This is a genomic window from Paenibacillus sp. FSL R5-0378 (genome assembly GCF_038009285.1).
GTDB lineage: Bacteria > Bacillota > Bacilli > Paenibacillales > Paenibacillaceae > Paenibacillus_AQ > Paenibacillus_AQ favisporus.
In genome coordinates, this window is sequence record NZ_JBBPAY010000001.1 from 5,135,760 (window position 1) to 5,162,132 (window position 26,373).

Annotated in this window: 27 protein-coding genes; 7 read left to right on the forward strand and 20 right to left on the reverse strand. The window is 52.8% G+C overall.

The window, feature by feature from the left end; genetic code table 11:
- Positions 1 to 267 precede the first annotated feature (267 nt).
- Positions 268 to 774 (reverse strand): spore coat protein GerQ, encoded by a 507-nt coding sequence (gene gerQ, locus MKY74_RS23765; protein ID WP_084203944.1) that lies wholly within the window; start codon positions 772 to 774, stop codon positions 268 to 270.
- Positions 775 to 840: 66 nt separating this feature from the next.
- Entirely contained in the window at positions 841 to 1,266 is a 426-nt protein-coding gene (locus tag MKY74_RS23770) for a cell wall hydrolase (protein ID WP_076171610.1), read from the reverse strand.
- Between the two features lie 232 nt (positions 1,267 to 1,498).
- On the opposite strand from MKY74_RS23770, the gene MKY74_RS23775 reads away from it, so the two are divergent.
- The 3 genes from MKY74_RS23775 (at position 1,499) to MKY74_RS23785 (ending at position 4,801) form a co-directional block, all read left to right on the forward strand.
- Complete coding sequence (locus tag MKY74_RS23775) at positions 1,499 to 2,452, forward strand: carbohydrate ABC transporter permease (protein ID WP_076171607.1); 954 nt, start codon at positions 1,499 to 1,501, stop codon at positions 2,450 to 2,452.
- Complete coding sequence (locus tag MKY74_RS23780; protein ID WP_076171605.1) at positions 2,449 to 3,273, forward strand: carbohydrate ABC transporter permease; 825 nt, start codon at positions 2,449 to 2,451, stop codon at positions 3,271 to 3,273. The genes MKY74_RS23775 and MKY74_RS23780 overlap by 4 nt, the downstream gene beginning before the upstream one ends.
- 148 nt (positions 3,274 to 3,421) lie before the next feature.
- Entirely contained in the window at positions 3,422 to 4,801 is a 1,380-nt protein-coding gene (locus MKY74_RS23785; protein WP_076171602.1) for an ABC transporter substrate-binding protein, read from the forward strand.
- A 151-nt stretch (positions 4,802 to 4,952) separates the two neighbouring features.
- Here the strand turns inward: MKY74_RS23785 and MKY74_RS23790 are convergent, their stop codons facing one another.
- The 12 genes from MKY74_RS23790 to MKY74_RS23845 all read right to left on the reverse strand — a co-directional run bounded on the left by MKY74_RS23790 (position 4,953) and on the right by MKY74_RS23845 (position 16,641).
- Positions 4,953 to 5,417: an SRPBCC family protein gene (locus tag MKY74_RS23790; RefSeq protein WP_208629329.1), complete on the reverse strand. Its 465-nt coding sequence runs from the start codon at positions 5,415 to 5,417 to the stop codon at positions 4,953 to 4,955.
- A 163-nt stretch (positions 5,418 to 5,580) separates the two neighbouring features.
- On the reverse strand, positions 5,581 to 6,684 hold the full coding sequence (locus MKY74_RS23795; protein WP_076171596.1) for a hypothetical protein: 1,104 nt from the start codon (positions 6,682 to 6,684) through the stop codon (positions 5,581 to 5,583).
- 88 nt (positions 6,685 to 6,772) lie between these two features.
- A complete protein-coding gene (locus tag MKY74_RS23800; RefSeq protein ID WP_076171594.1) occupies positions 6,773 to 8,563 on the reverse strand; it encodes a hypothetical protein in 1,791 nt (596 codons plus the stop codon).
- A 219-nt stretch (positions 8,564 to 8,782) separates the two neighbouring features.
- Positions 8,783 to 9,532 carry an SDR family NAD(P)-dependent oxidoreductase gene (locus tag MKY74_RS23805; protein ID WP_076171591.1) on the reverse strand — a complete coding sequence of 250 codons (750 nt, stop codon included), beginning with the start codon at positions 9,530 to 9,532 and terminating at the stop codon, positions 8,783 to 8,785.
- 173 nt (positions 9,533 to 9,705) lie between these two features.
- A complete protein-coding gene (locus MKY74_RS23810; protein WP_076171589.1) occupies positions 9,706 to 10,137 on the reverse strand; it encodes a DUF2500 domain-containing protein in 432 nt (143 codons plus the stop codon).
- A 108-nt stretch (positions 10,138 to 10,245) separates the two neighbouring features.
- On the reverse strand, positions 10,246 to 11,517 hold the full coding sequence (locus MKY74_RS23815) for a WD40/YVTN/BNR-like repeat-containing protein (protein ID WP_167372883.1): 1,272 nt from the start codon (positions 11,515 to 11,517) through the stop codon (positions 10,246 to 10,248).
- 175 nt (positions 11,518 to 11,692) lie between these two features.
- Positions 11,693 to 12,295 (reverse strand): nitroreductase family protein, encoded by a 603-nt coding sequence (locus tag MKY74_RS23820; protein ID WP_076171583.1) that lies wholly within the window; start codon positions 12,293 to 12,295, stop codon positions 11,693 to 11,695.
- A 181-nt stretch (positions 12,296 to 12,476) separates the two neighbouring features.
- Positions 12,477 to 12,893, reverse strand: a complete 417-nt coding sequence (locus MKY74_RS23825) for an SRPBCC family protein (protein ID WP_076171580.1) — start codon at positions 12,891 to 12,893, stop codon at positions 12,477 to 12,479.
- Position 12,894: 1 nt separating this feature from the next.
- Positions 12,895 to 13,422 (reverse strand): hypothetical protein, encoded by a 528-nt coding sequence (locus MKY74_RS23830; protein ID WP_076171577.1) that lies wholly within the window; start codon positions 13,420 to 13,422, stop codon positions 12,895 to 12,897.
- Between the two features lie 70 nt (positions 13,423 to 13,492).
- Positions 13,493 to 14,146 (reverse strand): TetR/AcrR family transcriptional regulator, encoded by a 654-nt coding sequence (locus MKY74_RS23835; RefSeq protein ID WP_084203943.1) that lies wholly within the window; start codon positions 14,144 to 14,146, stop codon positions 13,493 to 13,495.
- Between the two features lie 273 nt (positions 14,147 to 14,419).
- Positions 14,420 to 15,094 (reverse strand): SOS response-associated peptidase, encoded by a 675-nt coding sequence (locus MKY74_RS23840; protein WP_076171574.1) that lies wholly within the window; start codon positions 15,092 to 15,094, stop codon positions 14,420 to 14,422.
- 260 nt (positions 15,095 to 15,354) lie between these two features.
- A complete protein-coding gene (locus MKY74_RS23845) occupies positions 15,355 to 16,641 on the reverse strand; it encodes an adenylosuccinate synthase (protein WP_076171569.1) in 1,287 nt (428 codons plus the stop codon).
- Between the two features lie 107 nt (positions 16,642 to 16,748).
- Between MKY74_RS23845 and MKY74_RS23850 the strand changes: the two genes are divergently transcribed.
- Complete coding sequence (locus MKY74_RS23850) at positions 16,749 to 17,627, forward strand: LysR family transcriptional regulator (RefSeq protein WP_076171566.1); 879 nt, start codon at positions 16,749 to 16,751, stop codon at positions 17,625 to 17,627.
- Positions 17,628 to 17,692: 65 nt separating this feature from the next.
- Here MKY74_RS23850 and MKY74_RS23855 read toward each other — a convergent pair whose 3' ends face one another.
- Positions 17,693 to 18,307, reverse strand: coding sequence for an NADPH-dependent F420 reductase (locus MKY74_RS23855; protein WP_076171564.1), 615 nt, complete (start codon positions 18,305 to 18,307; stop codon positions 17,693 to 17,695).
- 164 nt (positions 18,308 to 18,471) lie between these two features.
- Here MKY74_RS23855 and MKY74_RS23860 point away from each other — a divergent pair, with 164 nt between their 5' ends.
- Entirely contained in the window at positions 18,472 to 19,413 is a 942-nt protein-coding gene (locus MKY74_RS23860; protein ID WP_076171562.1) for a copper amine oxidase N-terminal domain-containing protein, read from the forward strand.
- A 117-nt stretch (positions 19,414 to 19,530) separates the two neighbouring features.
- Here MKY74_RS23860 and MKY74_RS23865 read toward each other — a convergent pair whose 3' ends face one another.
- Positions 19,531 to 20,349, reverse strand: coding sequence for a DUF2785 domain-containing protein (locus MKY74_RS23865; protein WP_076171559.1), 819 nt, complete (start codon positions 20,347 to 20,349; stop codon positions 19,531 to 19,533).
- A 2-nt stretch (positions 20,350 to 20,351) separates the two neighbouring features.
- Positions 20,352 to 20,927 carry a TetR/AcrR family transcriptional regulator gene (locus tag MKY74_RS23870; protein WP_076171557.1) on the reverse strand — a complete coding sequence of 192 codons (576 nt, stop codon included), beginning with the start codon at positions 20,925 to 20,927 and terminating at the stop codon, positions 20,352 to 20,354.
- A 219-nt stretch (positions 20,928 to 21,146) separates the two neighbouring features.
- Here MKY74_RS23870 and MKY74_RS23875 point away from each other — a divergent pair, with 219 nt between their 5' ends.
- Both MKY74_RS23875 and MKY74_RS23880 read left to right on the forward strand, forming a co-directional pair.
- On the forward strand, positions 21,147 to 22,154 hold the full coding sequence (locus MKY74_RS23875; RefSeq protein ID WP_076171554.1) for a tetratricopeptide repeat protein: 1,008 nt from the start codon (positions 21,147 to 21,149) through the stop codon (positions 22,152 to 22,154).
- A gap of 68 nt (positions 22,155 to 22,222) precedes the next feature.
- Entirely contained in the window at positions 22,223 to 22,759 is a 537-nt protein-coding gene (locus tag MKY74_RS23880) for a DUF1697 domain-containing protein (protein WP_076171551.1), read from the forward strand.
- A 195-nt stretch (positions 22,760 to 22,954) separates the two neighbouring features.
- Here the strand turns inward: MKY74_RS23880 and MKY74_RS23885 are convergent, their stop codons facing one another.
- From MKY74_RS23885 to MKY74_RS23895, 3 genes are all read right to left on the reverse strand, one after another.
- Entirely contained in the window at positions 22,955 to 23,788 is an 834-nt protein-coding gene (locus MKY74_RS23885) for a carbohydrate ABC transporter permease (protein ID WP_076171549.1), read from the reverse strand.
- Between the two features lie 15 nt (positions 23,789 to 23,803).
- Positions 23,804 to 24,697, reverse strand: coding sequence for a carbohydrate ABC transporter permease (locus MKY74_RS23890; protein ID WP_076171547.1), 894 nt, complete (start codon positions 24,695 to 24,697; stop codon positions 23,804 to 23,806).
- A 94-nt stretch (positions 24,698 to 24,791) separates the two neighbouring features.
- On the reverse strand, positions 24,792 to 26,237 hold the full coding sequence (locus MKY74_RS23895; RefSeq protein ID WP_076171545.1) for an ABC transporter substrate-binding protein: 1,446 nt from the start codon (positions 26,235 to 26,237) through the stop codon (positions 24,792 to 24,794).
- Between the last annotated feature and the right edge of the window lie 136 nt (positions 26,238 to 26,373).

Here is a 26,373-nt window from a genome sequence, read left to right on the forward strand (position 1 = left end):
CCACTGCTGCGAATAGGCCGTCAACTTCCCAATGGATTCATCTCCCTTCAAATAAACGAAATCTTTAGCTTAATTTATACACTATACTTAATTATATAATTATACACTACACAGTCAAACGGCAAGGTATGACTGCATCATTCAGGGACGGCCTGATATTTCAAGCAATCGAGCGGTTGCCAGGCTAAAAGAGCCGTCCCTTGTCAATTCAGACACCAGGGACGGCTTTTTCGTCATTTGCTATAGGTTTTATGGGCGTAATGCGGTTTAACGGGTTGTCGGCGGGTTGCCGATAACACCCGGATATTGATAGATCAGCGGCTCGTCAAATGTAATGTAGTCCAGGTTGATCGTCAGCAAAATAATCCGTTTGCCTGTCGAACGTTCGCTGATGATGATGTGGTCACGGCCTGCCGCCTCGATGACGCCGGTGAATATTTTTGCATTCCACTGCGAGTTGTTTTCGTATGTCATGTAAAAGGTGCCCGTTTTGCCCAGATTCAGGCGAAGTATGTTCTCAACGTACGACTGCTCAAACTGCTGGGAAGGCGGTGCCTGGATGACAGCGCCGGTCTGTGTGATCGGGCTGCCGCTGGTCACTGGTGGAGGAACGGTTCCCGTAGTTCCGGGCTGTCCCATCATCCCCTGATGACCCATCATCCCCTGCTGCCCCATTGGACCCATCATTCCGTGCTGGCCCATCGGCCCCATGCCAGAGACCCCGGGATAACCTCCTCCAGAATACGTAACAGGTCGGAACGGTTGCGGTATCATTGTGTTTTGCATCCTCCTTTATATATGGCAAATTGGAAAACCATGTCCCATGTGCTGCTTGAAGGTCTATCCATAGACTCGTGGGCAGTCCGCGGCGGTTGGGCTGAAGAAGCAGTGGGATTTAAAACGTCCGGTTTGTTGCTGGTTGAACCAGGTCGGCGGGCATTCTCCCGTCGGACGGAAGAACCACAGCGCATTGGATGCCGGCCAGGTTCTTTCACCGTTAATCGACCGCCTTGCGAGCCTGATGTCGGCGTCTCTAGCTCTTTGATAGAAGTACCCTTTTTGCGTGGACTCAAACCCGCCGGGACTTTGAAACACCATATCCCGAATGCTGCGGATATTGTTGAAATCCAGGCAGTTGCCGAGCACCCGGTTCACCCCGACATTGCCGACCATCAGCATGCCCAGGTCTCCCTCAGATTCCGCTTCCGCTCTCATAAGCCGTGCCAGAAGCCTGGTTTGCTCCGAATTGGTTTTGATGACAGCCAAAGGTCCATCCTCCTTGCTTCGATGTTTTCCTCTACAGTGTATGTGCATCCGCCCAGTTGGTGACCAGAAAAATTGCGCTTCTTGTCCTTTCTTGCAGCTCATTTACAAGCATTTGACAAAGTTGTCCGTTCCGCAGGAAAGCTTTACATTCGTCTGATTTCCCGTTAACAACGCCTCTCTATACTGGGTAAGGAAAGTCCACATCCTTATAAAGTGAGGTCGAAGCAGGCTGATGGAAAAAGACATGACGCTACCCAATCCTCCCCGATCCCGCGCCCGTGCCGGGGCCATCCCGCTGAAATCGCTGCGCGTTTCCCGCTGGAAAGAACGGCTGCTGGCCTATGGCTTCCTGGCTCCTTCTCTGATCGTTTTCGGCATCTTCCTGTTTTACCCCCTTGGTAAATCCGTCTACCTGAGCTTGTTTTTGACGGATCCGCAGGGCCGGATTGCCGAATTCGTCGGAATCGACAATTTCAAGGCCGTGTTGAGCTCGGACCAGTTCTATAACAGCCTGTGGGTCACCGTAAAATACATCCTGTTCACCGTGCCGACCGGTGCGGCGGCCGCCCTGCTGCTTGCCGCCTTGTCCCACCAGAAGCTTAGAGGCATGAAGATCTTCCGTTTCATCTTTTCTCTGCCGATGGCCGTCTCGGTCGGAACAGGCTCTGTCATCTGGATGATTCTGTACCACCCGACCCTCAGCATTCTGAATTACGGGCTCAGCTTTCTCGGTATCCCGGCGATCCAATGGCTGACCGATCCGAAGTGGGCCCTGCCTTCGATCGCGATGATGACCGTCTGGCTGAACCTCGGCTTTAACTACATCGTGCTGCTGAGCGGCCTGCAGGGCGTTCCGGACGACCTGTACGAAAGCGCCAAGATCGACGGCTCCGGATCGGTTCGAACGTTCTTCCGGATCTCGATGCCGCTGATCTCCCCATCCCTTTTCTTCGTTGGGGTCGTGTCGATCATCAGCGCGTTCCAATCCTTTGCCCAAATCAACATTTTGACCAAAGGCGGCCCCATGAACAGCACCGACGTGCTCGTGTACAACATTTATCAGGATGCATTCATCAACTATCGATTCGGCAGCGGCAGTGCGCAGGCGCTGATCCTGTTCGTCTTGATCACGGCGCTGACGATCCTGCAGTTTAAATTCGGCGAAAAGAAGGTGCATTACCAATGACCCTTAGCAGAATCCAGCAGCCGCTGCTGTACCTTCTCCTGATCCTGGCGTCTCTGGCGGTTTTGTTTCCGCTGCTGTACACGCTGTCGTCAGCTTTCATGAGCAGCGCTGAGTCAGCGGCGTACCCGCCCAGGCTGCTTCCGTCGGGACTGCATTTCGCCAACTTCGTTCAGGTGTTCGAGACCATTCCGGTGGCCCGGTTCATCGGCAACAGCTTCGTCGTCGCCACGGCCATCATGCTCGGCCAGCTAATTACGGCCAGCCTGGCGGCGTATGCCTTCGCGTTCTTGCGCTTTCCCGGCAAGGCGCTGCTGTTCTCCCTGTTTCTGTCGACGATGATGATTCCATGGGAAGTCACGATGATTCCCAATTATTTGACCGTCCGCAGCTGGCATTGGGTCGATACGTATCAAGGCTTGATCGTTCCCTTTATCGCTTCGGCGTTCGGCACGTTCCTGCTCAGACAGTACTTTTTGCAGCTGCCGAAAGAACTGTTCGAGGCGGCAAAAATGGACGGCTGCGGCCATCTCCGCATCTTTTCCCGGTTGGTGCTGCCTTTGTCGGCGCCGGCCCTGGCGACCCTTGCCGTCTATTCCTTTCTGACGAATTGGAGCAATTATTTGTGGCCCCTGCTCATTACAAACAAGGAAAGCATGCGGACCGTACAGATCGGCATCGGCATGCTGCAGTTTGAGGAAGTCACCGCCTGGAACGTCGTCATGGCCGGCATCGTGGTGCTTCTGCTGCCGTCCCTCCTGCTCCTGATCATCGGTCTGAAGCCGTTAGTGCGGGGTATTACGGCAGGTGCGCTCAAAGGCTAGTAGTGGCATGAGGAAAAAGTCTATCGACGCACATTCAGTCCATTTGCACTCAATGAACCGGATCGTTGTTATAAGCCGGTTGGCGTTCCGGCCGGCTTATAATTTCCGATATCAATTAACGATTTCAAAAAGGGAGAGATTGTTGAAGATGAAACCATTCGGCAAGAAATCACTCGCCATGATGCTGCTGTCCTGCATGATGCTGCTTACGGCGGCATGCGGAACATCCAGCGGCGGCCAAGCTTCCGGGGAAGATAAGGCAAATGCCGCGGCTTCCGCTTCCGGCGACAGCAGCCCTGTAAAGGTGGTCTGGTGGCATTCCATGAGCGGGGATGTGGGAAAAGCGGCACAGCAGCTGGTGGATGAATTTAACGCTTCTCATAAAGATATCGTCGTTCAGGCGGAATACCAGGGGACGTACGACGAGAGCCTGAACAAGCTCAAAGCTTCGCTCGGCTCGGACAGCGGTCCTTCCCTGATTCAGGTGTACGAGATCGGAAGCCGCTTCATGATCGACACCAAGGCGATTACACCCGTACAGCAGTTCATTGATGCGGACCAATTTGACATTTCCAGCCTCGAACCGAACATTTTGAACTATTACAAATTTGACGACAAGCTGTACTCCATGCCGTTTAACACGTCCAACCCGATTTTGTACTACAACAAAGACGCGTTCAAAGCAGCCGGACTGGACCCTGAGAAGCCGCCGGCCACGTACGCCGAAGTGGCGGAAGCGGCGAAGAAGCTCACCAAGCAGGGACAAGCCGGCGGTTCCTTCGCGATCTACGGCTGGTTTATGGAGCAGCTGCTGGCCAATCAGGGCGCAGAGCTCCTGAACAACGGCAACGGCAGAACGAGTATGGCCACCGCCTCGCAGCTGAACAGTGACGCGGCCGTCAAGACGCTCGATTGGTGGAAGCAAATGGTGGACGACAAGTCGCTCTTGAACCTCGGTCGCAAGACGGATGATACGTCCAAGGCATTTGCCGCCGGCCAAATCGCCATGACGCTCGATTCCACAGCTTCGCTGCGCAGTATCGTTAAGGCTGCTGGGGACAAGTTTGAAGTCGGCACCGCCTTCCTGCCGAAGCCGGACGCCGCAACGAAAGGCGGAGTCATTGTCGGCGGGGCGAGCAACTGGATCTTGAACAATCGGCCGGAAGCCGAACAAAAAGCAGCCTGGGAGTTCATTAAATTTCTGGCCGAGCCGAAATCTCAAGCGGAATGGCATATCAATACCGGCTACTTCCCGATCACGACCAAAGCTTATGACGAACAGAACGTGAAAGACAATATGAAGCAGTACCCGCAGTTCCAGACGGCCGTAGATCAGCTGCACCAAACCGAACCAAGCCTCGCTACCCAGGGCGCGGTGATGGGTGTGTTCCCCGAAGCGCGCCAGCTGACGGAAACGGCGATCGAGGAAGTGCTTAACAACAAGAAAACGTCCAAGCAGGCATTGGATGATGCCGCCAAGGAAATTACGAGCAAGATCGAGGAATATAACAAAACGGTTGGCCATTAAGGTCAACTAATAGCTTGAACCCTTAGCATGACCCTCTTATGTTGGCGAAGACAGCGCTTATAGCAGAAACAAACAGGAAAAGCCGGAAGTTCTCTTTTCGAGAATTCCGGCTTTCGTTTTGTCTTTTGAAGGAGTTATTGTCCGCAAGCCGTTATAGAGAAATCGGCGGCATCGTCTCACCTGTTTCCAAAAAGGTTTTGAGATTGCTGAGAATCGCCGGCCAGCCGTTGTTATACCCTTCAAAGGTCCGTTCTTCATCAACAAAGTCGCTGTCCAGCAAGTTCTCGTGCCGGAGAATCAGCTTCACAACCGGACCCATGGGCTGCAGCTCGAAGGTGACGACGCCCGTGCTGTTCCGGGGCGTGTTGTCCCCTTTATAGGTCCAAGTAAAAGACAGCTGTCTGGGCGCATCAGACGCCAGCACCTCACCATAATCGGTTACCTCGCCGCCTCGCAGATAGTTCACGGCTGATCCGACTGTCCACTCGGATTCCACCCGTGTTCCGAAGAAGTATTTCTCGGTCAGGTCGCCATCGGTCAATGCTTGCCAAAGGTTCTCGGGCGTCGCAGCAATATAGGTGACATAAACAAAGGAGCGCGTGTCCATTCGGTTCATTTCCTCCCTCTTCTCATGGATTGCGGAGCTTGTATCATCATAGACAGCAGACATAGGCAAGTCAAGTAGAGCCGCTGAGGGATAGCCATGCACCAAAAAGCCCCGTTCCCAATGATTTGGAAACCGGGGCTTTCCTATGATGCAAAGACGCGGGTAACCGTAATTAATCGCCAACGACCGACGAGTTCGTCAAGGCATCCACTTCAGCCGAGATTCCTTCAGCCAAACGGCGGATGGCCTCCCGGTCGACTGCCTGGTCATAAATTCGCAGAACGGGCTCCTGAACTTCTCTGATTGTGGCCAGCAGGGCGATCGCTTCCTTCATCGAGCGGGAGTAGCGGCCGCGAATTTCGGCGATCTGATCCTCATACCGTTCGTCGGTTCCCGCCGTAATCGCCAGTTCGTAAACATCGAGAATTTCATCGCCCTCACGGCTCGGAAAATGCTCATGGGGCGCCGTGCTGTCAAAGATCGCCAGGCTCTGCTGCGGGAAAATAATCATGTCCAGGCTGTTCGGATCAAAGCCGCAGTGATAGATTTCCGTGTCGACCCCTCGCTCCTCCGCCGCTTTGGCAAGGCGTTTAAACAGCGTCGATTTGCCGGAACCCGGACGGCCTTTGACAAAGACGCGCTTCTCCAGGCCGTCCGTTAAATTCAGAACATAATCGACAGCCCCTTCACAGGTAGCCGCGCCAAGGAAGCGGTGAACGGCATGGGCGCGTCTGGGCTGGATCGGAACGAGATGTTCTTCCGCCCACTCTTCGGCAAGCCGGTCCATGACAGCCCGGTCCAGATTCTGGATATAGAAGGCCTCCCATTCATCATGGATCCGCAGCGTTTTTTGGAACGTATCGTAGGCTTCGCTGTAGAGCGCGCTCGTTTGCCGCTCGGCTTCTTCCATTTCGCCGGCATGCTCGTTCAGCAGCTCCGTGGATATCGCATCCTCCAGATCGATCATGCGGATTTCGGTTCCTTCGAGAACCGGATCGGCGCTCCAGGCGTTGCCGTCGACAACCCCGATGCCGATATCCTTCAGGATGAGGCCTTCCAGCCAGTCTCGGTTCAACGGATGATGAATATAATGAAGGCTCCAGCCCTTTTGGCTCCATGCTTCCGCAAGCTCCGAGAGAAATGCCGAGACCGCCGTCCCTGCCCGGCCCTGCAGTACGAAGACCGTATCCAAGCCGCTCAGCACCGAATCAAACAGCGTATATAAACCGTCCGCCGTATTTCCCCTCGCAAAATAATGCTTCACTTGATCCGCCATACGGGTCAACACTCCTTTGTCGTCCGAAAATGTTTACATCCTATGTTATGCATGGCGGCAGATCTGTGTGAATGCCTAGGGAAACAGGTTAAGGCTTCGCGGTTCTCCAGTAGTCGTAAGCGTGAACAACGTTTCCGGTATAGGACGGCGAGTCGGCCAGCAGCCTAGGCAGCTTCGCGAGTTCTTCCTCCATGTAGGCGGATCCTTCCTCGGCAAAAGTAATATGGTTCCCTTCCCCGCTGTCCTTCATTTCGACAGAGATGAGAATTGGCTTGCCAAGCTCATTGGCAAAGGCAATCTCTTCCTTGGAGACGGCTGCGATCCCGTTCGTTCCTCCCGCCGTATCGCGGAATGCCATCAGGGATACAAAATCCATCTTGTCGATCATCCACTTGCTGATGGATTCTTCCGTGCCGGGGACCTTGTATTTGTCCAGCCAAACGGCCAAATCCATGCTGGCCTGCAGATTCGAATCCTTTTTGATTTCCTGGACAAAAGCGCTCAAATTCCCTGTCCATTCCTCAAGGAGATGACCCGGATCCTTTCTCCATTCCGGCAGCACGTACGGCTCGATATCCAGATGGATACCATGGAAACGCTCGTCCCCTGCCACCTCTTGGTTATATTTCTTCACATAATTCACCAGTTTCATCATCTTCGGCCGGCTCTCCGTCAGTGCCCAAATCGGGTGACCACCCATGGCGTGGACTTCGATGCCAGCGGCCGAGGCTTCCTTCACAAACGAACGATACGCTTCGACCGGCTGCTGAAGGTCCAGGCGGACGAACAGCCAGTTCAGCTTCTTCTCCTTGGCAAATTCGATAATTTCCTGGCCGTGCTCCATAACCTGATTGGCTTCCCATACGTACGTGCCGCGCACCTGCTTATCCCTGTCAACCGGATCCGGGTCCGGCACTTGGCCGTCCGAAGGTGTCTCAGGCTCCGGATCTGGATTAGGTGCGGGATCCGGATTGGTGCCTCCCGGCTCTCCACCGTCCGGCATGTTCTCCCAGTTGCGGAAGTCGTGAATCGCGATGCCACCATACGAGGTATAGGATTCCAGCGCGCCCGACAGCGATTCAAGCGATTGATCCATTTCGCTCTTCCCGCTTCCGTAGAAGGACGTATATTCCTCACCGGGCATTTGCTTCGTGTTGACGGCCACGAGGACTTTGGTGCCGAGCCGCTGGGCGGATTCCATCTCGTCCCTGGCCAGTTCCACGATGCCGTGCTCCGAATCGACCGTATTGCGGTAAGCCAGAACCGTCACATGGTCAAACGACTTCATAAACCATTCGGTCAGCTTCTCGTCGCCCTGGTCCGGGACGGTATACCCGTCAAACCAGAACGGGAGATCGATCCCGAGGTCCAGCTTGGAGCCGGATGCGTGCGCTGCATCCAGGAAGGCTTGTATATTATTGATCCATGTCCCGATGACGCCTTCCGCGTCGGTGCCCCATTCCGGAAGAACATAAGGTTCGATGTCCAGATGGATACCGTCGAACTGGGCGTCAGACGCTTCAGCGTTGTTGTAATCGTTTACCCAATCCACCAGGCCCACAAGCCGGTCTCGGTGCTTGGTCTGTGCCCAACCCGGGTCACCACCGAGCGCATGCACGGCAATGTTGTCAGCATGAGCATTTTTTATGAAAGCTTCATATTCGCTTGCCGGCATGTCCCGATTAATCTGTAAGTAAATCAAGTTGATTCCTTGGTTTTGGGCAAAGTCAAGCAGGTTCTTCCCGCCATCCTCGATCAGCTCCGTCTGCCATACCCATGTGGCTTTGACCGGTCCGGACGGGGAAGAAAACCCCATCAGCAGCCAAGCCGAAAGGCACATCAGCGCGGTCAGCAGGATTCGAGAACTTTTGACAATCATAATTTCCCTCCATTCCTATAGATCTCTAGCAGAACGGAGTAATTATAGCATTGATGTCGAAAAAAGAGATGAGCCCAAGTCCTTATTAGGCTGGGCTCACCTCGGGCAGCAGGTTTCCCGACTGCATAGAAGGAACTAAATTCTCCAGGTATTTTTTTCCTTTTACAAGGCTATAGAGAAAAATTGGAAAGGATTAGTACCTTTTGATTAGTCGAAAAGTTACGGTTCATATATCATTTTGCGGGTCATGCCCCCATCGACTACGAGGTGGGTCCCGGTTACAAATGAATTGTCCGGATCTGCCAAATATAGACAAGCCCGGGCGATATCATCCGGTTTACCTACTCTTCCCGCCGGATGCTGACTGTGGTCCTCCTCCCGCAGGGCGGAGTAGTCTCCCGTTTCGATCCAGCCCGGGCTGATGCAGTTGACACGGACCCCGTCCGGCCCAAGGGAGACGGCCATCGCATGGGTCAAGGCCACGATCGCTCCTTTGGAGGCGGCATACGCCTCGGAATTCGGCTCCGACATGAGTGAACGGGTCGAGGCCATGTTCACAACAGATCCATGATTCCCCTTCTCCTTCATAATCCGGGCCGCTTCCCTGGTCGCCAGAAAACAGCTGCGGACATTCGTGTTCAGCACGTCATCCCATTCGTCCACCGTCAGATCGTACGGCGACTTCCAGCGTGACACGCCGGCATTGTTGATCACGACGTCAAGTCTCCCGTATTCGTCCAGCGCCGTCTGCATCAGCCGCTTGATATCCGCTTCGTTTCGCACGTCGCACGGGCAGAACACAGCTTGTCCCCCATCCTGGCGGATGGAGGCAGCAGCCGCCGCACCTTTCTCCTCATGTTGATCACCCAGGACGACCAGCGCGCCATGCCGGGCAAAAGCCCGTGCAACCCCTTCTCCGATTCCCTGCGCCGCCCCGGTCACCACGACGACTTTTCCTTCGAATGACATGACCATTCCTCCTTTAGATCTAATCTCAATGTCTCTATTTAACCTTAACGCAGCCGGGGAATCAAGAAACGGACGTGCTGCACGCCGCCTGCTCAAATCAGAAAAAAAGCGCCTACGGCAGAGCGATCTGCCGAAGACGCATCCATTCAATGCTTTGGATTCGTGTTCCGAAACTATGGGTTCATGCTCCGAAAAGCGCCGGGGGTGCCTTCTTCTCCGGATACGCGCATGTAGCGCTGAAATCCCAGGTATCTCGTTCCCTGGAAGGTAAGTCGGCCGGCGTCGCCCTCGGCGCATAAACCGTACTGTTCGCCGCTAACCGTAAATTCCATCCGGTCGCCGCTCTCCACTTCGAAAGTAAGGTAATAGGTCGTTTTCGTATAGCTGGATAGATGGTCATTGGTATCTTGATGCTGATGATGGCTGACCTGACTGCGTTTGCTGACAATCCGGGAATCCACGGTGAGCACGGGCTGCTTGTTGTTGCGCCCCCACTGCAGAATACCTTTTCCGGCAGACAGTACAATAATTCCGATAACAACGACAAAAAAGATCGGCATGACCTTTCCGAAGAAATCGAACATCCAGAAAGACGTATCTCCCATGCTCTTCCCCCTTCCATCCACCAGCTTCAAGCTTCACAGTGACACGCATAGCATGGTCATTAACAGTATATGCGTCCATTTGAAGAACTTGATGCCAATCTTACGGGATCAGAGCACTTTCCATGTAATTCCCCCATCAATCGTCTGAAGGAGCCGCGATCGCATTTCGTCATTTTTCATAACGAGCATCCAGCCGACGCGCTGGGAGCTGAACTGCAGCTTACCGACTTCGGGATATTCCTTTAATATACTGGTCAGCACGCGGCTTGCGGGCAGCGGCATCCACGTCTTCCCTTGGTCTTCGGTGTGGTACATTAGATTGCCGACCAGAGCCCAGCCTTGTGTAGAATTAATAAATGAAGGACGAAGCGACTGGTTTACCCCCTTATTCCATCCGAGGTTAAAAGGGGCAAAAGTCCAGGTCTGGCCTTGGTCTTTCGTGAAAAAGCCGTTGTATTTAGCTGAATCGCCAACCTGGCAGCCGACGGGAATCCAGCCTTCCGTATTGGACGTATCGAAAAATTCCGGGCTTGACGGAATAAATCCGCTGCAGGACGCCAGCTTGTCCCGGTTAAAAAACGCCGGTCCTTCACTCCACTCGCCGCCCCCATCCTGTGTACGGTACAGCTTCGGCACCCCAAGCTCCTGAATCATCGCAAAGCCTTTTGCCGGGCTGGTAAAGGTCATGCCCATCGCATAGCCGAGCGGCGGAATAGCACCCTGCGTCGACGTCTGATTGCTGCTGATATAATTATGCATCACCATTTTCCATTTGGCTCCGCCGTCTTCGGTTTTATACAGCGTTTTATCCTGTTTGCCTGTCGATGATTCCGCAGTCAGCATAATCCAGCCGACATGATCGGAATCGAAAAAGATCGAGGTCACCTTGTTCTTGTCCGGGATGGAGGCTACTTTCCAGGAACCGCCTCCGTCCGACGTATGCAGCACGATCGTCTCCGACGTGCCGGAAGCGTTGCGGACTACCCAGCCGTTCATCCGGTCCTTGAAATACAGGTCTCTTCCATATTTTAAATTGTCGGGAAATTGTACATTGGAAGCCGGCGAAATGTTGACCCACGTTTTTCCGTTGTCTTCCGTAAGGTACATCCGCAGTTCATTTCTCGTCAGTCCCCACGCGATGCCCGTCGTCCCGCTTAGGAGCTGGAAGTCCGTCAAGCGGGTCTGTATTTGGTATTGGGATGGATCTTCCGCAGCGGCCTTGGCTGATTCTGTCGGCACCACGGTCAGCGTTTGCCCCAGCTCTGCAGGCTCGGGATTCGGGACAGGTACAGACGCGGGTTCTTCCTTCTCTGTTGTGCAGGCAGAGAGCAATAAACAGAACAGGAGACCCATGCCCGTCCATTGTTTCCACCGTTTCATTCTCATTCCTCCTTCGCTGAGGACCCTTACACTCAAGTCATCTTCTAAAATAAATATTATAACATAAAGAGGTGCTCACGCCAGTCGGATACGACTGGTATGCAATGGTACACAAAAATACCCGGCATCCTCATGAAGGACACCGGGCATTGTTGACTAGTATGAGCGCAATGGATCAGCGAACCACTTTTACGCGCTCCGCAATCGGCTGGAACTCCTTGTCCCCTGCCGGCGCCGTCGGTTTGCCGAAAGGCATTTGGGCGATCAGCTTCCAGGATTCGGGAAGGTTCCATTCACCCCGGACACGCTCGTCGATCAGCGGGTTGTAATGCTGAAGCGAAGCGCCGAAGCCTTCAAGCTCAAGCGCCGTCCAAACGATCAGCTGCACCATCCCCGAGGTTTGATTGGACCATATCGGGAAGTTTTCGCTGTAGGCGGCGAATTGGTCCTGAAATTTGCGAACGACGTCCATGTCTTCATAGAATAAAACGGTGCCGTAGCCGCTGCGGAACGAACCGATCTTTTGCTCAGTCGATTTAAACGCCTCCGGATTGTTGACGACCTCGCGCAAAATATCCTCCGTAATATCCCATAAGCGGTCATGGTTGGACCCGAGCAGAACGACCGCGCGGGAGGTTTGGGAATTGAACGAGGAAGGCGCATGCTTGACTGCGTCCTCCACGATTTCCTGAATACGCTCATCGGTGGTCACGTTCTGTTTGCTGATGGTATAGATGGAACGTCTTCTTTTCAGTGCTTCGATAAAATCCTTGGGCATCGCTCTCTCTTACCTCCATGTTATATATCTGGCGACAATGTGCCTGGACCAAGGAAAATGAACTTTGGCCGTTACCGGTTAACTTTCCCAGCCGGCTTTTTTAATATTCGGACCCGCTGGGATTGTTTGTATCAAAAAGGCAGGCCCATCCGCTGATATCACGAATGGACCTGCCTGTTAGTTACACGTTGTTCCGGGCTTCGGTTTCAATAGTACGCTTCATAACCTCTGCCCCCCGGTCGACCCGGATCTGGATTTCTGCTGCCAACTGATCGGGCAAAAAATCCGTAATCCACACGAGGCGGCACCGGCCCCCGCTGTCCTCAAACACCTGAAACGAAGCATGATGATGCTGCAGCGGCATTTTCGTTTCCACCACCGCATAAGCCATTCTTCTCCGCTCATCATCCCGGGTGACGATCAGTTCTTTCACAATATTGCCGTTGCTGAAATGGATCAACCGATTCACTCCGTCAAAATACGTCTCAGCCGTGTAATCCGGCACGAACCGCTTATGCACGGCGCCGGCGTCACGGACGACGTCCCACACGAGTTCCGGAGATGCTTCGATCCAAATTTCTTTATAAATCGTTGCCATCTCAGCATCCGCCTCCATTCCATGGTTGGGCCGATTGGGCATTCGAGGAAACGAATTGTACGAATGAACCCGGATGACTCCGAATGTATCGGCTAATCCGCTGCATGGTGTCGTCGAATGCAGATTGGAATTGTTCATATAAAGGAGAGATTTCTGAATGAGGGATCGCGGCATTCGTGCGCGAAAGGGGGACATGTCCTTCGATCGCTTCCTTGGCTTTGTCCAGCATCCGAATGAGTTCGGTTTCGCCCAAAAAATGCAATCCGCCTTGAACGCCCTGCCAGTATCCAGGTGTATCAAGCAAATACCGGATCCAGGCTTGGAAGTCCGGTTCCGAATGGCATGCTGGGTACAGCAGCCTGATCATGAACACCTGCTGCTGATCCGGATGAAGCGATCGAATCACACTTGCCTTATCGGCACCCTCTTTTCCCTGCAACGCACTGACTGCTGGTTCAGTACAAGCCAGAACAAGCTCCGCATCGGTTAACGCATCAAATGCCTGCTTCTTCATTTCCACTAATTTCAAAATATCACTCTCCTTGCCTTCATTTTATTTTTGACTGATTTATAAGTCAATATTAAAATCAAAAAAAACATCAGCCTCCTTTGATCAAGGAAACCGATGAATCCACGATTTGATGGAGCATCCCGGTCAGCTTTATTTTGACCTCGGCATCAGGCATCCCTTGGGCTTCCATCTCCTGCTTGGATTGATCCAAATAAGCCATCCCCTGGCTCACCGAACCCCAAAACTGCATCGCCATCAAGTGTGCGTCACCCTTCCTGATCTCGCCTTCCGCGATGCCTCTGTCAATTGTGCGGGTCATCGGGAGCATAAATCCCTTCACCCAATCAAACGGTGAAATCTCATCCGGCGTATAGAGGAAATGGATATCGTGACTGATCCGCATGTAAAAACGGGACATCACCGGATTTTCCAGAACCCGTTCGCAAACGATTCGCGCATAGGTTTCGAGCAGCTCCAACACGGGAAGATTCTGTGCAAAAAATGCATCGGTGTAGCGCCGGGATTCCTCCATCATGTGCTCATACAGCGCTCTGAACAGGTTTTTCTTATTTTTAAAATAATAGAATACAAGTCCGTGGGCGAGCCCGGCCCGATCCGCAATGTCGCTGACTTCCGAAGCCGCATACCCCTTCTCAACATACACGCGCATGGCTGCCTGCAATATTTCCTGCTGCCGCTGCCTGCGGATTTCCTCATTTTGTTCTTTGGTGCGCGGAGACATGATACGTCCACCTTTTCGTTGGCTTAGATAGATTGAACTAAAGTATTCGCAATTGAACATCCTATGATAACGGCCAAATATGCCTATAACATTCATTTCTTCAGTTCATTCTATATAGATACTAGTCGAAATTATAGGAGAAGCATATCGGGTTGTCAATTTGCCGGCTATTGGCCGCAAACTCAAAAAGCCTTAGGGCTGATTCAGCTCGAAAAGGCGATAGATCCCCTCCCGCTGCTCAGCCGCAAGGCTTTTTCGTAAGCAGTGATAAACTTATCGTTTCACCCAGGCCCGCTCCAGGTTCATTTCCTGAATACATTCCTCCGTGTCGTGCGTGTCATTGTCGATAAGCGGCGTGACCGCATATGCATGCATTTCTTCCGCCGAATGGGTACGCAGAATCGGATCCAGCGCATCCAGATCCATCGTACTTTCATCCAGCCAGCGCTCCATGTCCCCGGGAGATAGAATCGCCGGCATCCGGGCGTCGAATTCACCGATCAGCGGATTGGCATCCGTCATGACCAACGTGCAGGTGCGCAGCGGCTCTCCACGGGTATCCCGCCATATTTCATACAATCCGGCCACGCCGAACATGCCGCGGTTTTTCATCACTACACGGACAGGATAAGACTTCTTGCCTTCTCTCTTCCAGTAGTAAAATCCGTTGCAGGGGATCACGCAGCGCTGCTTGTCCACCATTTTCCGGTAGCTGGGGTTCTGGTGCACATTCCTGAGATCCGCATTGATTGCGTCTTTTCCCCAATAAGGGATAAAGCCCCAGCGGAATTCATCCAGAATCCGCGCCCCGTCCTGCTGGAGCACCACCGGCATATGCTGCGTCGGACTGATGTTGTAGCGGTTTTTATAGTAATACATCACCCGTTCGATTTGAAAATGCTCCTGAACCTCCGGCAGCTCGGCGGCCATGGAAAAACGTTGACACATGAAGCATCAGCCTCCCTTTACCCCGTATTGTTTGCCATTGGAGGGAAATTATTCATGTGCCCGCCGCTTGCACAGCAAAAAAAACGGCCCCCTTCGCGGAGGGAACCGTTCTGACGTTTGGTTACTCGGAAAACACTGCCGGAGTTTCGGTCAGGTTCTCGCGTGATTATTTTCTTTATCATCTTTCTTATGAAGCAGCCGCTTCCAGGCCGCCCAAAGAGTTCGGGCTGAAGCAGCTCCATCGGAGGATCGATCAAGCTCTATAGATTACGTGTGATCAGCTGATCCCGTTTAGGCCCTACGGATACGTATTTTACTTTCACCCTTGCGGTCACTTCGATGATCTCAATATACCGCTTCGCCGCCTCAGGCAGCTCTTCAAAGGAACGAATGCCGGTAATGTCACATTTCCAGCCCTTGTGATGCTGCAGAACCGGCTTGGCCTCATCCAGCTTAGCACTCACTGGAAACTGGTCGGTTACCGTCCCGTCTGCAAGCTGATACCCGATGCATACAGGGATTTGGTCCAGGTACCCGAGTACGTCCAGATTCGTTAACGCGATCTCGGTGGCTCCCTGGATCATGCAGCCGTAGCGGGTTGCTACCGCATCGAACCAGCCCACGCGTCTCGGACGTCCGGTTAATACGCCGTATTCGCCCGCATCGCCTCCGCGCCGGCGCAGCTCCTCCGCTTCTTCGCCTGCCAGCTCGGTCACGAACGGGCCGGCACCGACGCAGCTCGAATAAGCTTTGACCACCGCCACCACTTGGGATATGGCATACGGCGGAAGGCCGGCACCAACCGGTGCGAATCCCGCTAACGTTGAGGAGGACGTGGAGAACGGGTAAATGCCGTGATCCGGGTCCCGCAGCGCTCCGAGCTGCCCTTCCAGCAAAATGCCTTCCCCTTTGCGGTAGGCCTCATTCAGCATTTGGGCCGTATCGCACACGAACGGACGAATCTTCTCGCCCTGTTCCAGTAATTCAGGCATGAGATCCTCCGGAGTTAGAGGCTGATGGCCATAAAGATGTGTCAGCAGAACATTTTTGGCTTCCAGCATCTGTTGCAGCCGGCGCCGAAGTCTTTCTTCATCGTACAAATCGGCCACCTGCACACCGAGCTTAGCGTATTTATCGGCGTAAAACGGAGCAATCCCCTGCTTCGTCGATCCAAAGCTGCGTGCCCCCAACCGTTCCTCTTCCAGCTCATCCAGCAGCCGGTGAATCGGCAGGACGACTTGCGCCCGATCCGATATGGCCAGTTTCGGTTCGGGGACGCCTCTTGACAGCAAAGCTTCCCGTTCGCTCACCAACACGTTTACGTCCAGCGCCGTTCCCGTTCCAATCACGTTCGTCACATGCGGATAAAATACGCCGGAAGGCAGCATATGCAGGCCGAACTTCCCGTATTCGTTAATAATCGTGTGCCCGGCATTGCTTCCGCCCTGATATCTCACCACGTAAGATGATTTGGCTGCCAGCACGTCCGTCATCTTGCCCTTTCCTTCATCGCCCCAGTTGGCTCCAACAATCGCTGTTACGGTCAATGGTTTGGCCTCCTCTTGTTTTCCTTTACAGCGATCATTATAATTTGGATTAGTTACATAAGTAAAATTGATATTAATAATGATTGATATAAATTGAGGTAATGACAATGAATATTCAAATGGAATGGTACCGTGTTTTTTACTGGACGGCCAAGCTTGGCAGTTTGACAAAGGCGGCAGAGCAGCTGCATATTACCCAGCCTGCGGTCAGCCATACGTTAAAGCAATTGGAAGGTGCTCTTGGCGGGGCTTTATTTTTCCGGTCAGCAAAAGGAGTCACATTAACCGCAGAAGGCGAAGTGTTGTACAGCTATGTGGAACAGGCCATGCAGATGCTGGACATCGGGGAGAAAAAGATGGCCGAGATGCAAAATCTGCTGCTTGGGGAAATCCATATCGGAGCGAGCGACACCTTGTGCAAACACTACCTGCTGCCATGCCTCGAACAGTTCCACCAGCAGTATCCGGACATCCGGGTGCATGTCACGAACCGGACGACGCCGGAGACGATCACATTGTTAAAAGAAGGAAAAATCGACTTCGGGATCGTAAACCTGCCTGCGGAGGATCCCAAAATCGATTTTCGGCCAAGCGCTCCCCAGCAGGACTGCCTTGTCGGGCATCCGAAGTATGCGGAATTGGCACGGCAGCCGCTGCCTTTGGCGGAGCTTCACCAGTATCCGCTGCTGCTTCTGGAACCGGGTGGAAGTACGCGCCGATTTCTTGACAGCTACGCCGGGGCGCATGGCACGACCCTTCATCCTGAATTCGAGCTTGGCAGCCTCGATCTCTTAGTCCAGTTTGCCCAGAGCGGATTTGGGCTCACCTTCATTACGCGCCAATTCATCACCGAAGAGTTAGCCTCGGGCAAGCTGGTGGAGATCCCTTTGACACCTCCGATTCCACTTCGGCACATCGGGATTGCGACGCTCAAAAACGTTCCTCTTTCGGCTGCATCCAAACGGTTTATTGGCTTTTTGTCGTAGCTTAAAACTGGAATACTGCCTGATATACCGTTCACGGATGAGTAATGATGGACCCGCTCCCGGATTTAAGCATCCATCGATTCCCGCCGGAGCAGACGAAAGCCGAAATCGCGTCCGAACAAGGGCGACAGTGCCTGCCACAGCATGCCGATCCCGGCATCTATCCGTTCCATGTTTTCGGAATCGCCGACATCCACCGGATCCAACCCGATGTCGCGGGACAACCAGGCAACCGTATCCTTTGCTTCGGCATCCTCCCCGCTGATATAAACGGTGGCATTGCCCTCCTCGTATCGGGGCTGGGCAAGCACTTCCCAAGTAAGGGTATGGAATGCCCGGACAACCCTAGCCTCCTGCGCCAGTCTACGCACCTCCAAATCGGCCGACTGCCCGTCAAAACGGATGGTGCAGTTGATCAAAACTTTGCCGGCCAGAGCCCCGGCTTCCGCCAGCACCCTTTCCACATCGTCCGCCATCACGGCCAGCAGGATGACTTCGCCAAAAGCAGCTGCTTCCCGAACGGTTCCCGCCTGTGCCTGAGGGCCGGCCTCCTGAAGCAGAGCTTGAATTCGCTCATGATGCGGATCCCGAGTGCCGAACATTACCTCATGCCCCTCTGCGGCCCATTTTTTTCCGAGCGTTCCACCCATGTGTCCCGTTCCGATCACACCTATTTTCATGGTCATTCTCCTTTTCGATGGATAGATTGAGGGGGAGCAAGCCCCTCTCTCAAGCATTCTAATCGCTGGAGCCGTCTCCAGCGCAAGTCATGACATCAACATTTTTAATCCGGGTAACCTCTTCCCCTATTCAGACGTCTTAGATAAAAAGGAGTGAACTTTGTATGAAAAAGATCATTGGGGTGATCACTGCGGCATGCTTGCTCATGTCAGGCTCGTCTGTCTATGGGGCTGTTCCGGACAAGGTATATATGGAAAATGTAGAAGTTCCGAATGCAGCACCTGTGCTGAAAGACGGACGGGTGCTGGTCCCCTTGCGTACCTTAGCCAATTCCATCCATGCGTCGGTATCCTGGGATGCCAAAACCCAAACAGCCACCGTCCGCAAATGGTCGGAGAAGGTAGTGATTCCGCTTGGTAAAAACGCAGCTGTGGTGAAACAGGGAGATGGGTCGACGAAAATCAAGCTGGATGTGCCTATGCAGAAAATTCACAATCAAATGTATGTACCGCTGCGATTGTGGAGCGAATGGCTGGGGTACCGTCTGGAGGTGAAGGGCACGACGGTATCGTTTCAGTCTCCGCTGAATCCGATGCAGCTGGCTGTGCTGAATTCAGGTGACCTGGCCGACGCCCGCCGGATGATGCTCGATATGAACAGTCGCCTGCATTATGAGCATGAAGCCTTGAGCAGCGAGCATACTTCCGAAGGGTTCAGCACCATCCTTCTCTTCCCTCAAGGGGTGGGCACCCGGTATTACGTCATCTCCGACAACCTGGTGTCTAGGATCGAGTTAAAAGGTGGAATGCAGATCGTCACCTGGCAGGCGCACATCTCGCCGGGCGTGAGACCTGTGGAGGAGCTGTTTGCACAGCAGAAATTTACGGACGCAACCGGACCGTTACCCTGGAAGGATACGACCTATTTTTATTACCGCGAAGGGAGCATTGTGAACATCAATACGTACACGGCGGGACGTCTGGATCCGGATGGAAAGCTGAACAAACTGGCATATAAGCAGACGCAAGACGGAGAGATTCGGGAGCAGTCCGGAACTCTTACTCTAAAGCTCCCTGATGAGGTCCGGACAGATGTGAAGAAATGATCGCTGTAATAAGCTACATGTAGGTATTTAAGCGCGGTCTCTAATGCAAAAGTGCACTGAACTCAGCCATTCTGCCGAATTTCAGCTCGGTTGGGCTGATTAAGTGCACTTTTGCTTTTAAATCATATTTTGAAGCATCAATATATGGCCTTCAAGATTTTTGCGGTACTCCTCACCAGCCGGATAAAAATACAAAGTCTTGAAAAAGTTCATGACATTCGTTCTTGAGCGAAAAAAGTATAACGTGGCTCCCTCATCAGCATGAATCCGAACTAGATCATGAGCGATCCCTTGCAGCCACAGGCCGAGATTCACTTCTACGCTATCTTTTCGATAAAGTAGAGCTGTTAAAACTTGGATCAATCTTTCGTCCTCGTCATCTGAGTAAACGTAGCCTTTGAACAGGGTTTGACCCACAACATTTAAGACTCGCCAACCTGCTTCATCAACAGGACTAAGCGGATGTCTTACGGCCGCTGCCAATAAATCCGCCCCATGTGCTATCGCGTGAGCCCAACCCTTCCCTTCCACATATCCTCTCGTATCCTGCTCCATTTCGAGATACTGGCAGACCCGTTCAAGGAGCCTGCTTACGGTATCTTGGTCAAGTCGGACATCAATCTGATCTTTCTGTAATACGGCTGCAGCAGCAAGTGCCGAAAATGAACGTTTAAACACCGAATCTGTGCACACTTCACCAATTTGATAAAATAAATGGTTATCATCAATAGCTTTAGTAAGCATATGCTCCCGTTGGTCTTCGTTAAAAAAATCGTTATGTATCCATCGGGCTAGTGTTCTGTATATGAGCTCCTCTCGAAGCCGGGGATCAGTCGCACCGATGTTCTCCAGCATAAAGGAGATCATTTCGTTGGCCAATTCAAGCGTCATCGACTCCTTTGATATGGCTATTAACTCCTCAAGCCGCCTTTTCAAGGCTACCTCCTCCCCACTTCCACCACGGACAAAATAACCTCTGCCATCTGTTCATCGGACATAGTCCGCGGCTCTCGCGCCCACTGAATGGCCGGACCAAAAATAGCCCAACTAACGGCCCTTGCCCGTGCCTTAAGCTGCAATGGATCAACAAGCGGATATCCAGGATCATTCCTCATCAACCCTGAGATATAACGGGTTAATTCTTCATGGATGGTCTCCTCCAAAATTGAAACCGGTACCCTGCTGGATGGCTGCCGGTGGCTATATTTACCCTCAAAGCACTGAAGAACGGCAATCACGATCTTTCGTGCTGTTTCGCGGTTCCACGGAGAATTCGGCGAAACGGCATTCATCAGCAGCTTGCCGAAGTTGTCCCGGATGACATGTTCCAGGAGCATATATTTATCCGTGTAATGGATGTAAAACGTCCCCCGGCTCACATTCGCCCTTTCCGCGATGTCCTGCACGCTCATGGCGGAAAAGCCCTTTTCCCGAATCATCTCGACGAAACCTTCCCGAAGCAGCTGACGTGTGCGCTCGATTCTGCGATCACCGTTTTTATCTGTGGATGCCATATCTATCACTCCCATAGTTGGATATCGTTCATGATCAATGACCTACTGCTGAACAATTCTCCCTTACTGTTCAAAACTGAACACTGGCTGCAATTTGTATATGGTTCACTGCCTTGCACCGACCTAAAATAATCATATCTCAATTGACTTCTGCGAAGAAAGGGATATCGCCTTATGTTCTTGTGAATATCTACGTTCAACTATGAAAGGGGAAATTTAATGGTGGAAGAATATGCAGCGGACACAAAGTATGAAGCACAACGTGATCTTGGCGGCAGATTCAACAACGCGATAACAGAACTTGTTGAAATCACCACGGCATACTTTTGGAATGGTCGGTCCAAGGAGGCGCTGCACATCCTAAATCAGCTTCTCCCGATAACCGGCATTCTTGAGGCGCAGGACCTGCGTCTTCCGATTTTGCTGCAGCTTGGCAAAATACAAGCCAATGAATATGTCTACACCAACGTCGATCCGGAAGCTATGTTTTCCATATTGAACGAAGCCAAGCTGCTCGCTGAGCAATCCAATGACCGAAAAGGCCTGGCCGATGCGCTAAGTTCCCTTGGTACGGCCCACTATTTTGTTGAACTGAATGCGAGCTCAACGATCGAGAACACCACAGGGCAATATAGGGAGGCTCTGAATTACCATGAGCAGGCATTACAGCTGAGGGTCGAGCTTCAGGACAACCGCGGTATAAGCGAATCGTATTTTCAAATCGGTACCGTGTATGAACGCTGGCAAAAGAAAGAGATGGCCCTGAATTATTACGCCCAGGCAGCCCGAATCGCTGAGGAGCACCATTTTCCTTTAGAGCAGAGCGAGCCTGCACGCCACTTTGCTTTCCATGCGTTTCAATCCGGAGACCTGGACGAAGCGTTAAGGTTTGCACAGCACGCTTTATTCATGCGAGAAACAGCAGGGTTCAAGCCCCATCTGCCGCTGGATCATTTGCTGCTGAGCGACATTTACCTCAAACGCGGCCAGATCGAAACGGCTCGGCAGCATGCTGAAACCGCCATCCGCTTGGGAGAGGAGATGGGATATCTAAGAACGGTGTCCTCCTCCTGCCTCACCCTCGGCGATATTGAACTCGTCCAACAAAGGGTTGATGCCGCCCGTACCTATTATGAAAAAGCTCTCCATTTAGGGCATGAACTCAAGCTCCCACTGTCCGTTCACAGAGCAGAGGAAAGGCTGGAACGACTGAGCGATCACACGTGAATCCCTAAGCGGAATTCCAGTAAATGTATGGTATACTGGATAAAAAACGAAACGGGGGCGGCCGATGGATGACAGTATATATCGCACTGCTGCGGGGCATTAACGTTGGCGGACATAATCTGGTAAAAATGACCGAGCTCAAGAAAATGTTCGAGGACATGGGCTTCCACGATGTTAAAACGTATATTCAAAGCGGGAACGTCTTATTTAAAAGCGATGAAGAGCCGCTTGGACTGAAGTCCAAAATGGAGCAGTTTTTAGAAAAGGCGATCGGCAAGCCGGTATCGGTCGCCCTGAAATCTGCGGAGGAAATGCAGAAGATCATTGCGGGATGTCCATATGACGCCTCTGCTTTGGGCGAAGGTGAAAGCATCCATGTTTCTATTCGCACCACCCAGCCCAGCCAAGAAGCGCTGGACAAGCTGGCGGCCTTAGACAAAGGCGGAGATGACTTCCACACCGACGGCGATGTCGTATACCTGATGCTTCGGCAAAGTATCCGGGACTCCAAGCTTGCCGCGAATTTGTCCAAGGCTGACGCTCCGGCTACGTCGCGAAACTGGAATACGATGAATAAGCTGAACGAGCTGGCCAAAACGTTGTAAGCAGCCAGTTGCCCGTCCACTGGAAATCTATCTAACGAAGAAGCTATGAAGAAGCTATCACGCCGGAAACACCCCCCTTTACCAAAAAAAGCAGGCAAAGGAACGTTCCCGTTCCGCTGCCTGCTTTTTCACGTCTTGTGACATAGACCCGGCAAGTAGACTCGACCCAGCCCAACTAAATACAAAACGCACCGTTTACCCTTTTGTACCTCCCTGCAGCCCAAATCCTTTGGACATAAACTGTTGCGACAAAATATACAGCACGACCGACGGAAGCGCATAAAGGACCGAGAATGCCGCCAGCTTGCCATAATCCGCCATGCCGTATTGGCCGAAAAACTGATACAGCTTGAGCGACGCCGGAAAGTTTTCCGGGGATTGCAGCAGGATGTAAGGGACGAAGAAATTGCCCCAGCTTCCAGAGAACGTAAAGATGGCTACGGTGCAGATCCCGGGGATCATAAGCGGGGCTACTACCTTGCGAATGCCGGTGAACACCGAGGCGCCGTCGACCCATGCGGCCTCCTCCATATCGTTCGGCACGGAATCCATGAAATTTTTCAGCATCCAGATGCCGTACGGCATCGAGGAAGCGACATAGAACAGAATGACGCCAAAGATGTTGTTGTACAGCTTCAGGCTGAGAAACAGCTGATACACGGGAACCATGACCGCCGTAATCGGCAGCGAAGTCATGAACAGAATGGTCAGCATAAACGGTTTCTTATACTTCATTTGATACCGGGACAGCGGATAGGCGGCCAGCAGACCGAGAATGACAACGATGACGGCTTGGCCGAGCGACATGAAGAGACCGATCAGGAAGGCGCGCTGGTTCTCGCCATTCGTAATTACGGCGCCATAGTTCGCACCGGTGAAACGAGTTGGCATTTTGAGCGACTGCAGCGCATTGGAATCGACGGACGCGACCAGCACCCACAGCAGCGGAAGCAAAAAGCAGATCCCGATGACGGTAAGGATCAAATACGGCAAAATACGGTAGATGAGATTGCGTTGTTTCGCGTTCATACGAAGTCTCCTTATTTATTGCTCTTTCATCGAGCGGATGTAGAACAAGCTCAGCACGATGCCCAGCAGGAGGAGCAGCAGCGATATGGCCGTGCCGTACCCGAGCTGGTAATTGACGAAGGCCTGGTTGTACATAAAAATCGGCAGCGTCGTTGTCGACGTTCCCGGTCCACCGCCCGTCATCGCATAGATCAGGCCAAAAACGCCCAGCGTCTGCAGCGTAACGAGCATCATATTGGTCAGAATGGTGTCCTTTATGTAAGGGATGGTGATCCGGAACAAAATTTGCAGCCGGGAGGCGCCGTCGACGACGGCCGCTTCTTCGATCTCCGTCGGCACGTCGTCGAGTGCAGCCTGGAATACCAGCATCGAAAAGGCGGTGCCGTGCCAAATGTTCGCTAAAATGATGGTCAGCATCGGTACGGTATAAAGCCAGGTCACATCGGAGATCCCGACGAAGGAGAGAATGGCATTCAGCGTCCCTTCATCGCCGAAGAAGCTGTATAAACACAGCGCGCAGACGATTTCCGGCGTGACCCATCCAGCCAATACGATCGTGCCGATGACCCGGCGAAACAGCCGGTTTTTGTGCTTCATCAAGAGCGCGATGATAAATCCGAGCACCTGCTGGCCGATGACAGCCGAGCCGATCAGGAAGATCAGCGTGTTCCAAATGCTCACCCGGACCGTGGGGTCATGGAACATGCGGGCATAGTTGTCGAAGCCGACGAATTTCAGTTCCTTGGCCGCTTCCCCCGTCAACGCCAGGTTGGTGAATGAATAGAAAAACGTTAACAGGATCGGATAAATGAAAAACACGAGCATGATCGCGATTGAAGGAAGCAGGAAGTAGAGCCATGTATACGACTTTCCTTTTTTGTACACCGAAGATACGGTCAAACTGCTCATCCAGGTTACGTCTCCTTCCCCTAAGCTGAAAATAAAACCGCTTGCCCACGCGCTCTTCCCGCCGGAAGCTGCAGCATGAGCAAGCTTTGATACGTTACTTCTCTACGATATGGTCCTCACCGACAATCCGGGTTACGTCCTGCGCGTATTTCTTCGCAGCATCCGCAGGAGAGGTTCCGGTGGCGACGCTCTCAACCATCGTCTGGATCTGCGTGGACACTTCCGGATATTTGTCCTGCGCCGGTCTGAATTCGGCGTGCTGCAGGTATTCGGTAGCGATACCGTTAAACGGCTGAGCCGTATATTCGGGATCCTTGGCGACGTCCGCACGAACGGTAATGTTGCCGGAAGCGATGACCAGCTTTTTCGTGTTGTCCTTGTTCAAAGCGTACTTAATGAAGTCCCATGCTTCGTCCTTATGCTGCGCGTTGCTCGGGATCGACAGCGCCCAGCCGCCGGCGAGCGTGATGGAACCCGGATCCTGGCCTTTGCTGGTCGGCATCGGGGCAAAGCCCAGCACGTCTTTATACTCCGGCCAAGGCGCAGCTCCGGTATCAAAGTAGTTGCCGGTAATCCACGATCCGTCGAGCGAAATCGCCAGCTTGCCTTTCGGCAAATATTCGCGGGACGCGGTGTTGCCCGCCTGGCCGTTCAGCACTTTGGACAGCGGAGGTCCGAGCTTCTCCTTGTTGACCGTCTGGATGAAAGTCAACGCGTCGATGATGCCTTGGCTTTTGATGATCCATTTGCTGGTATCGTTGTCATAGAGACGCTCCCCGGTGCCGTACAGCAGCATTTCGTACGTTTGCATCGAGGTGGCTTCCCCTGTCGCCTTGCCCATGTTCATCCAGATCGGCACGACATCCTTCGTTTTCTCTTTGATCGTCCGGGCCGCGTTCAGCACGTCGTCCCACGTTTTCGGCTGCCAGTCCTCGGGAAGTCCCGCTTGTTTGAAAATCTCTTTGTTGTACCACAGTCCCCGCGAATCGGTGTTGTACGGTACTCCGTACACCTTGCCGTCGCTGGCCGTAACCCCTTTTTTCATCGCCTCGATAAAGGAGCCGTTCGTCCAGTCCTCCCAAGCCTTGACCTTATCATCCAGCGGTTCCAGGTAACCGGCGCTGGCATCGGAATTGAGGATAAATGTATCCTCCGTAACGATATCCGGAGCGGTATCCTTGGACTTCAGCGCCAGAGCGACCTTGGCAAAATAATCCCCCTCGGATGCCTGGATCGGCGTCGGCTTGATTTCCACATCCTTGTTCGGATACGATTCGGACAGCTCTTTCAGCCATTTGTAGAACGTGCCCTTCTCCCCGATTCCGTCGTCCCGGTAAGTGATCGATATCGTCGTTTTCGTCTTGGCGGTTCCTTCGCCTGAAGAACCCGTATTGCCGGTGGTCGTGGTCGTCGTCGTATCCGTTCCCGGCTCCGCCGTCTTCGTGCCGCCGCTGCCGCTTGAGCAGCCTGCCATCGCCACCGTTAACGCGCAGAAGAGCGCGGTGGATCCGAGCAGCCATTTCTTTTTCCCTTTGACCATGCTTGCCCCTCCTTTTTGATGTAAAGCCTTGGGATCTCTGCCTTGAAGCCTTGGAGTAAAGCGCTTTACTATGTATGTGTATTAGCATTTCAGGTTTTCATAACAACATTTTGGGGATGGCCGGACAGAACCATTT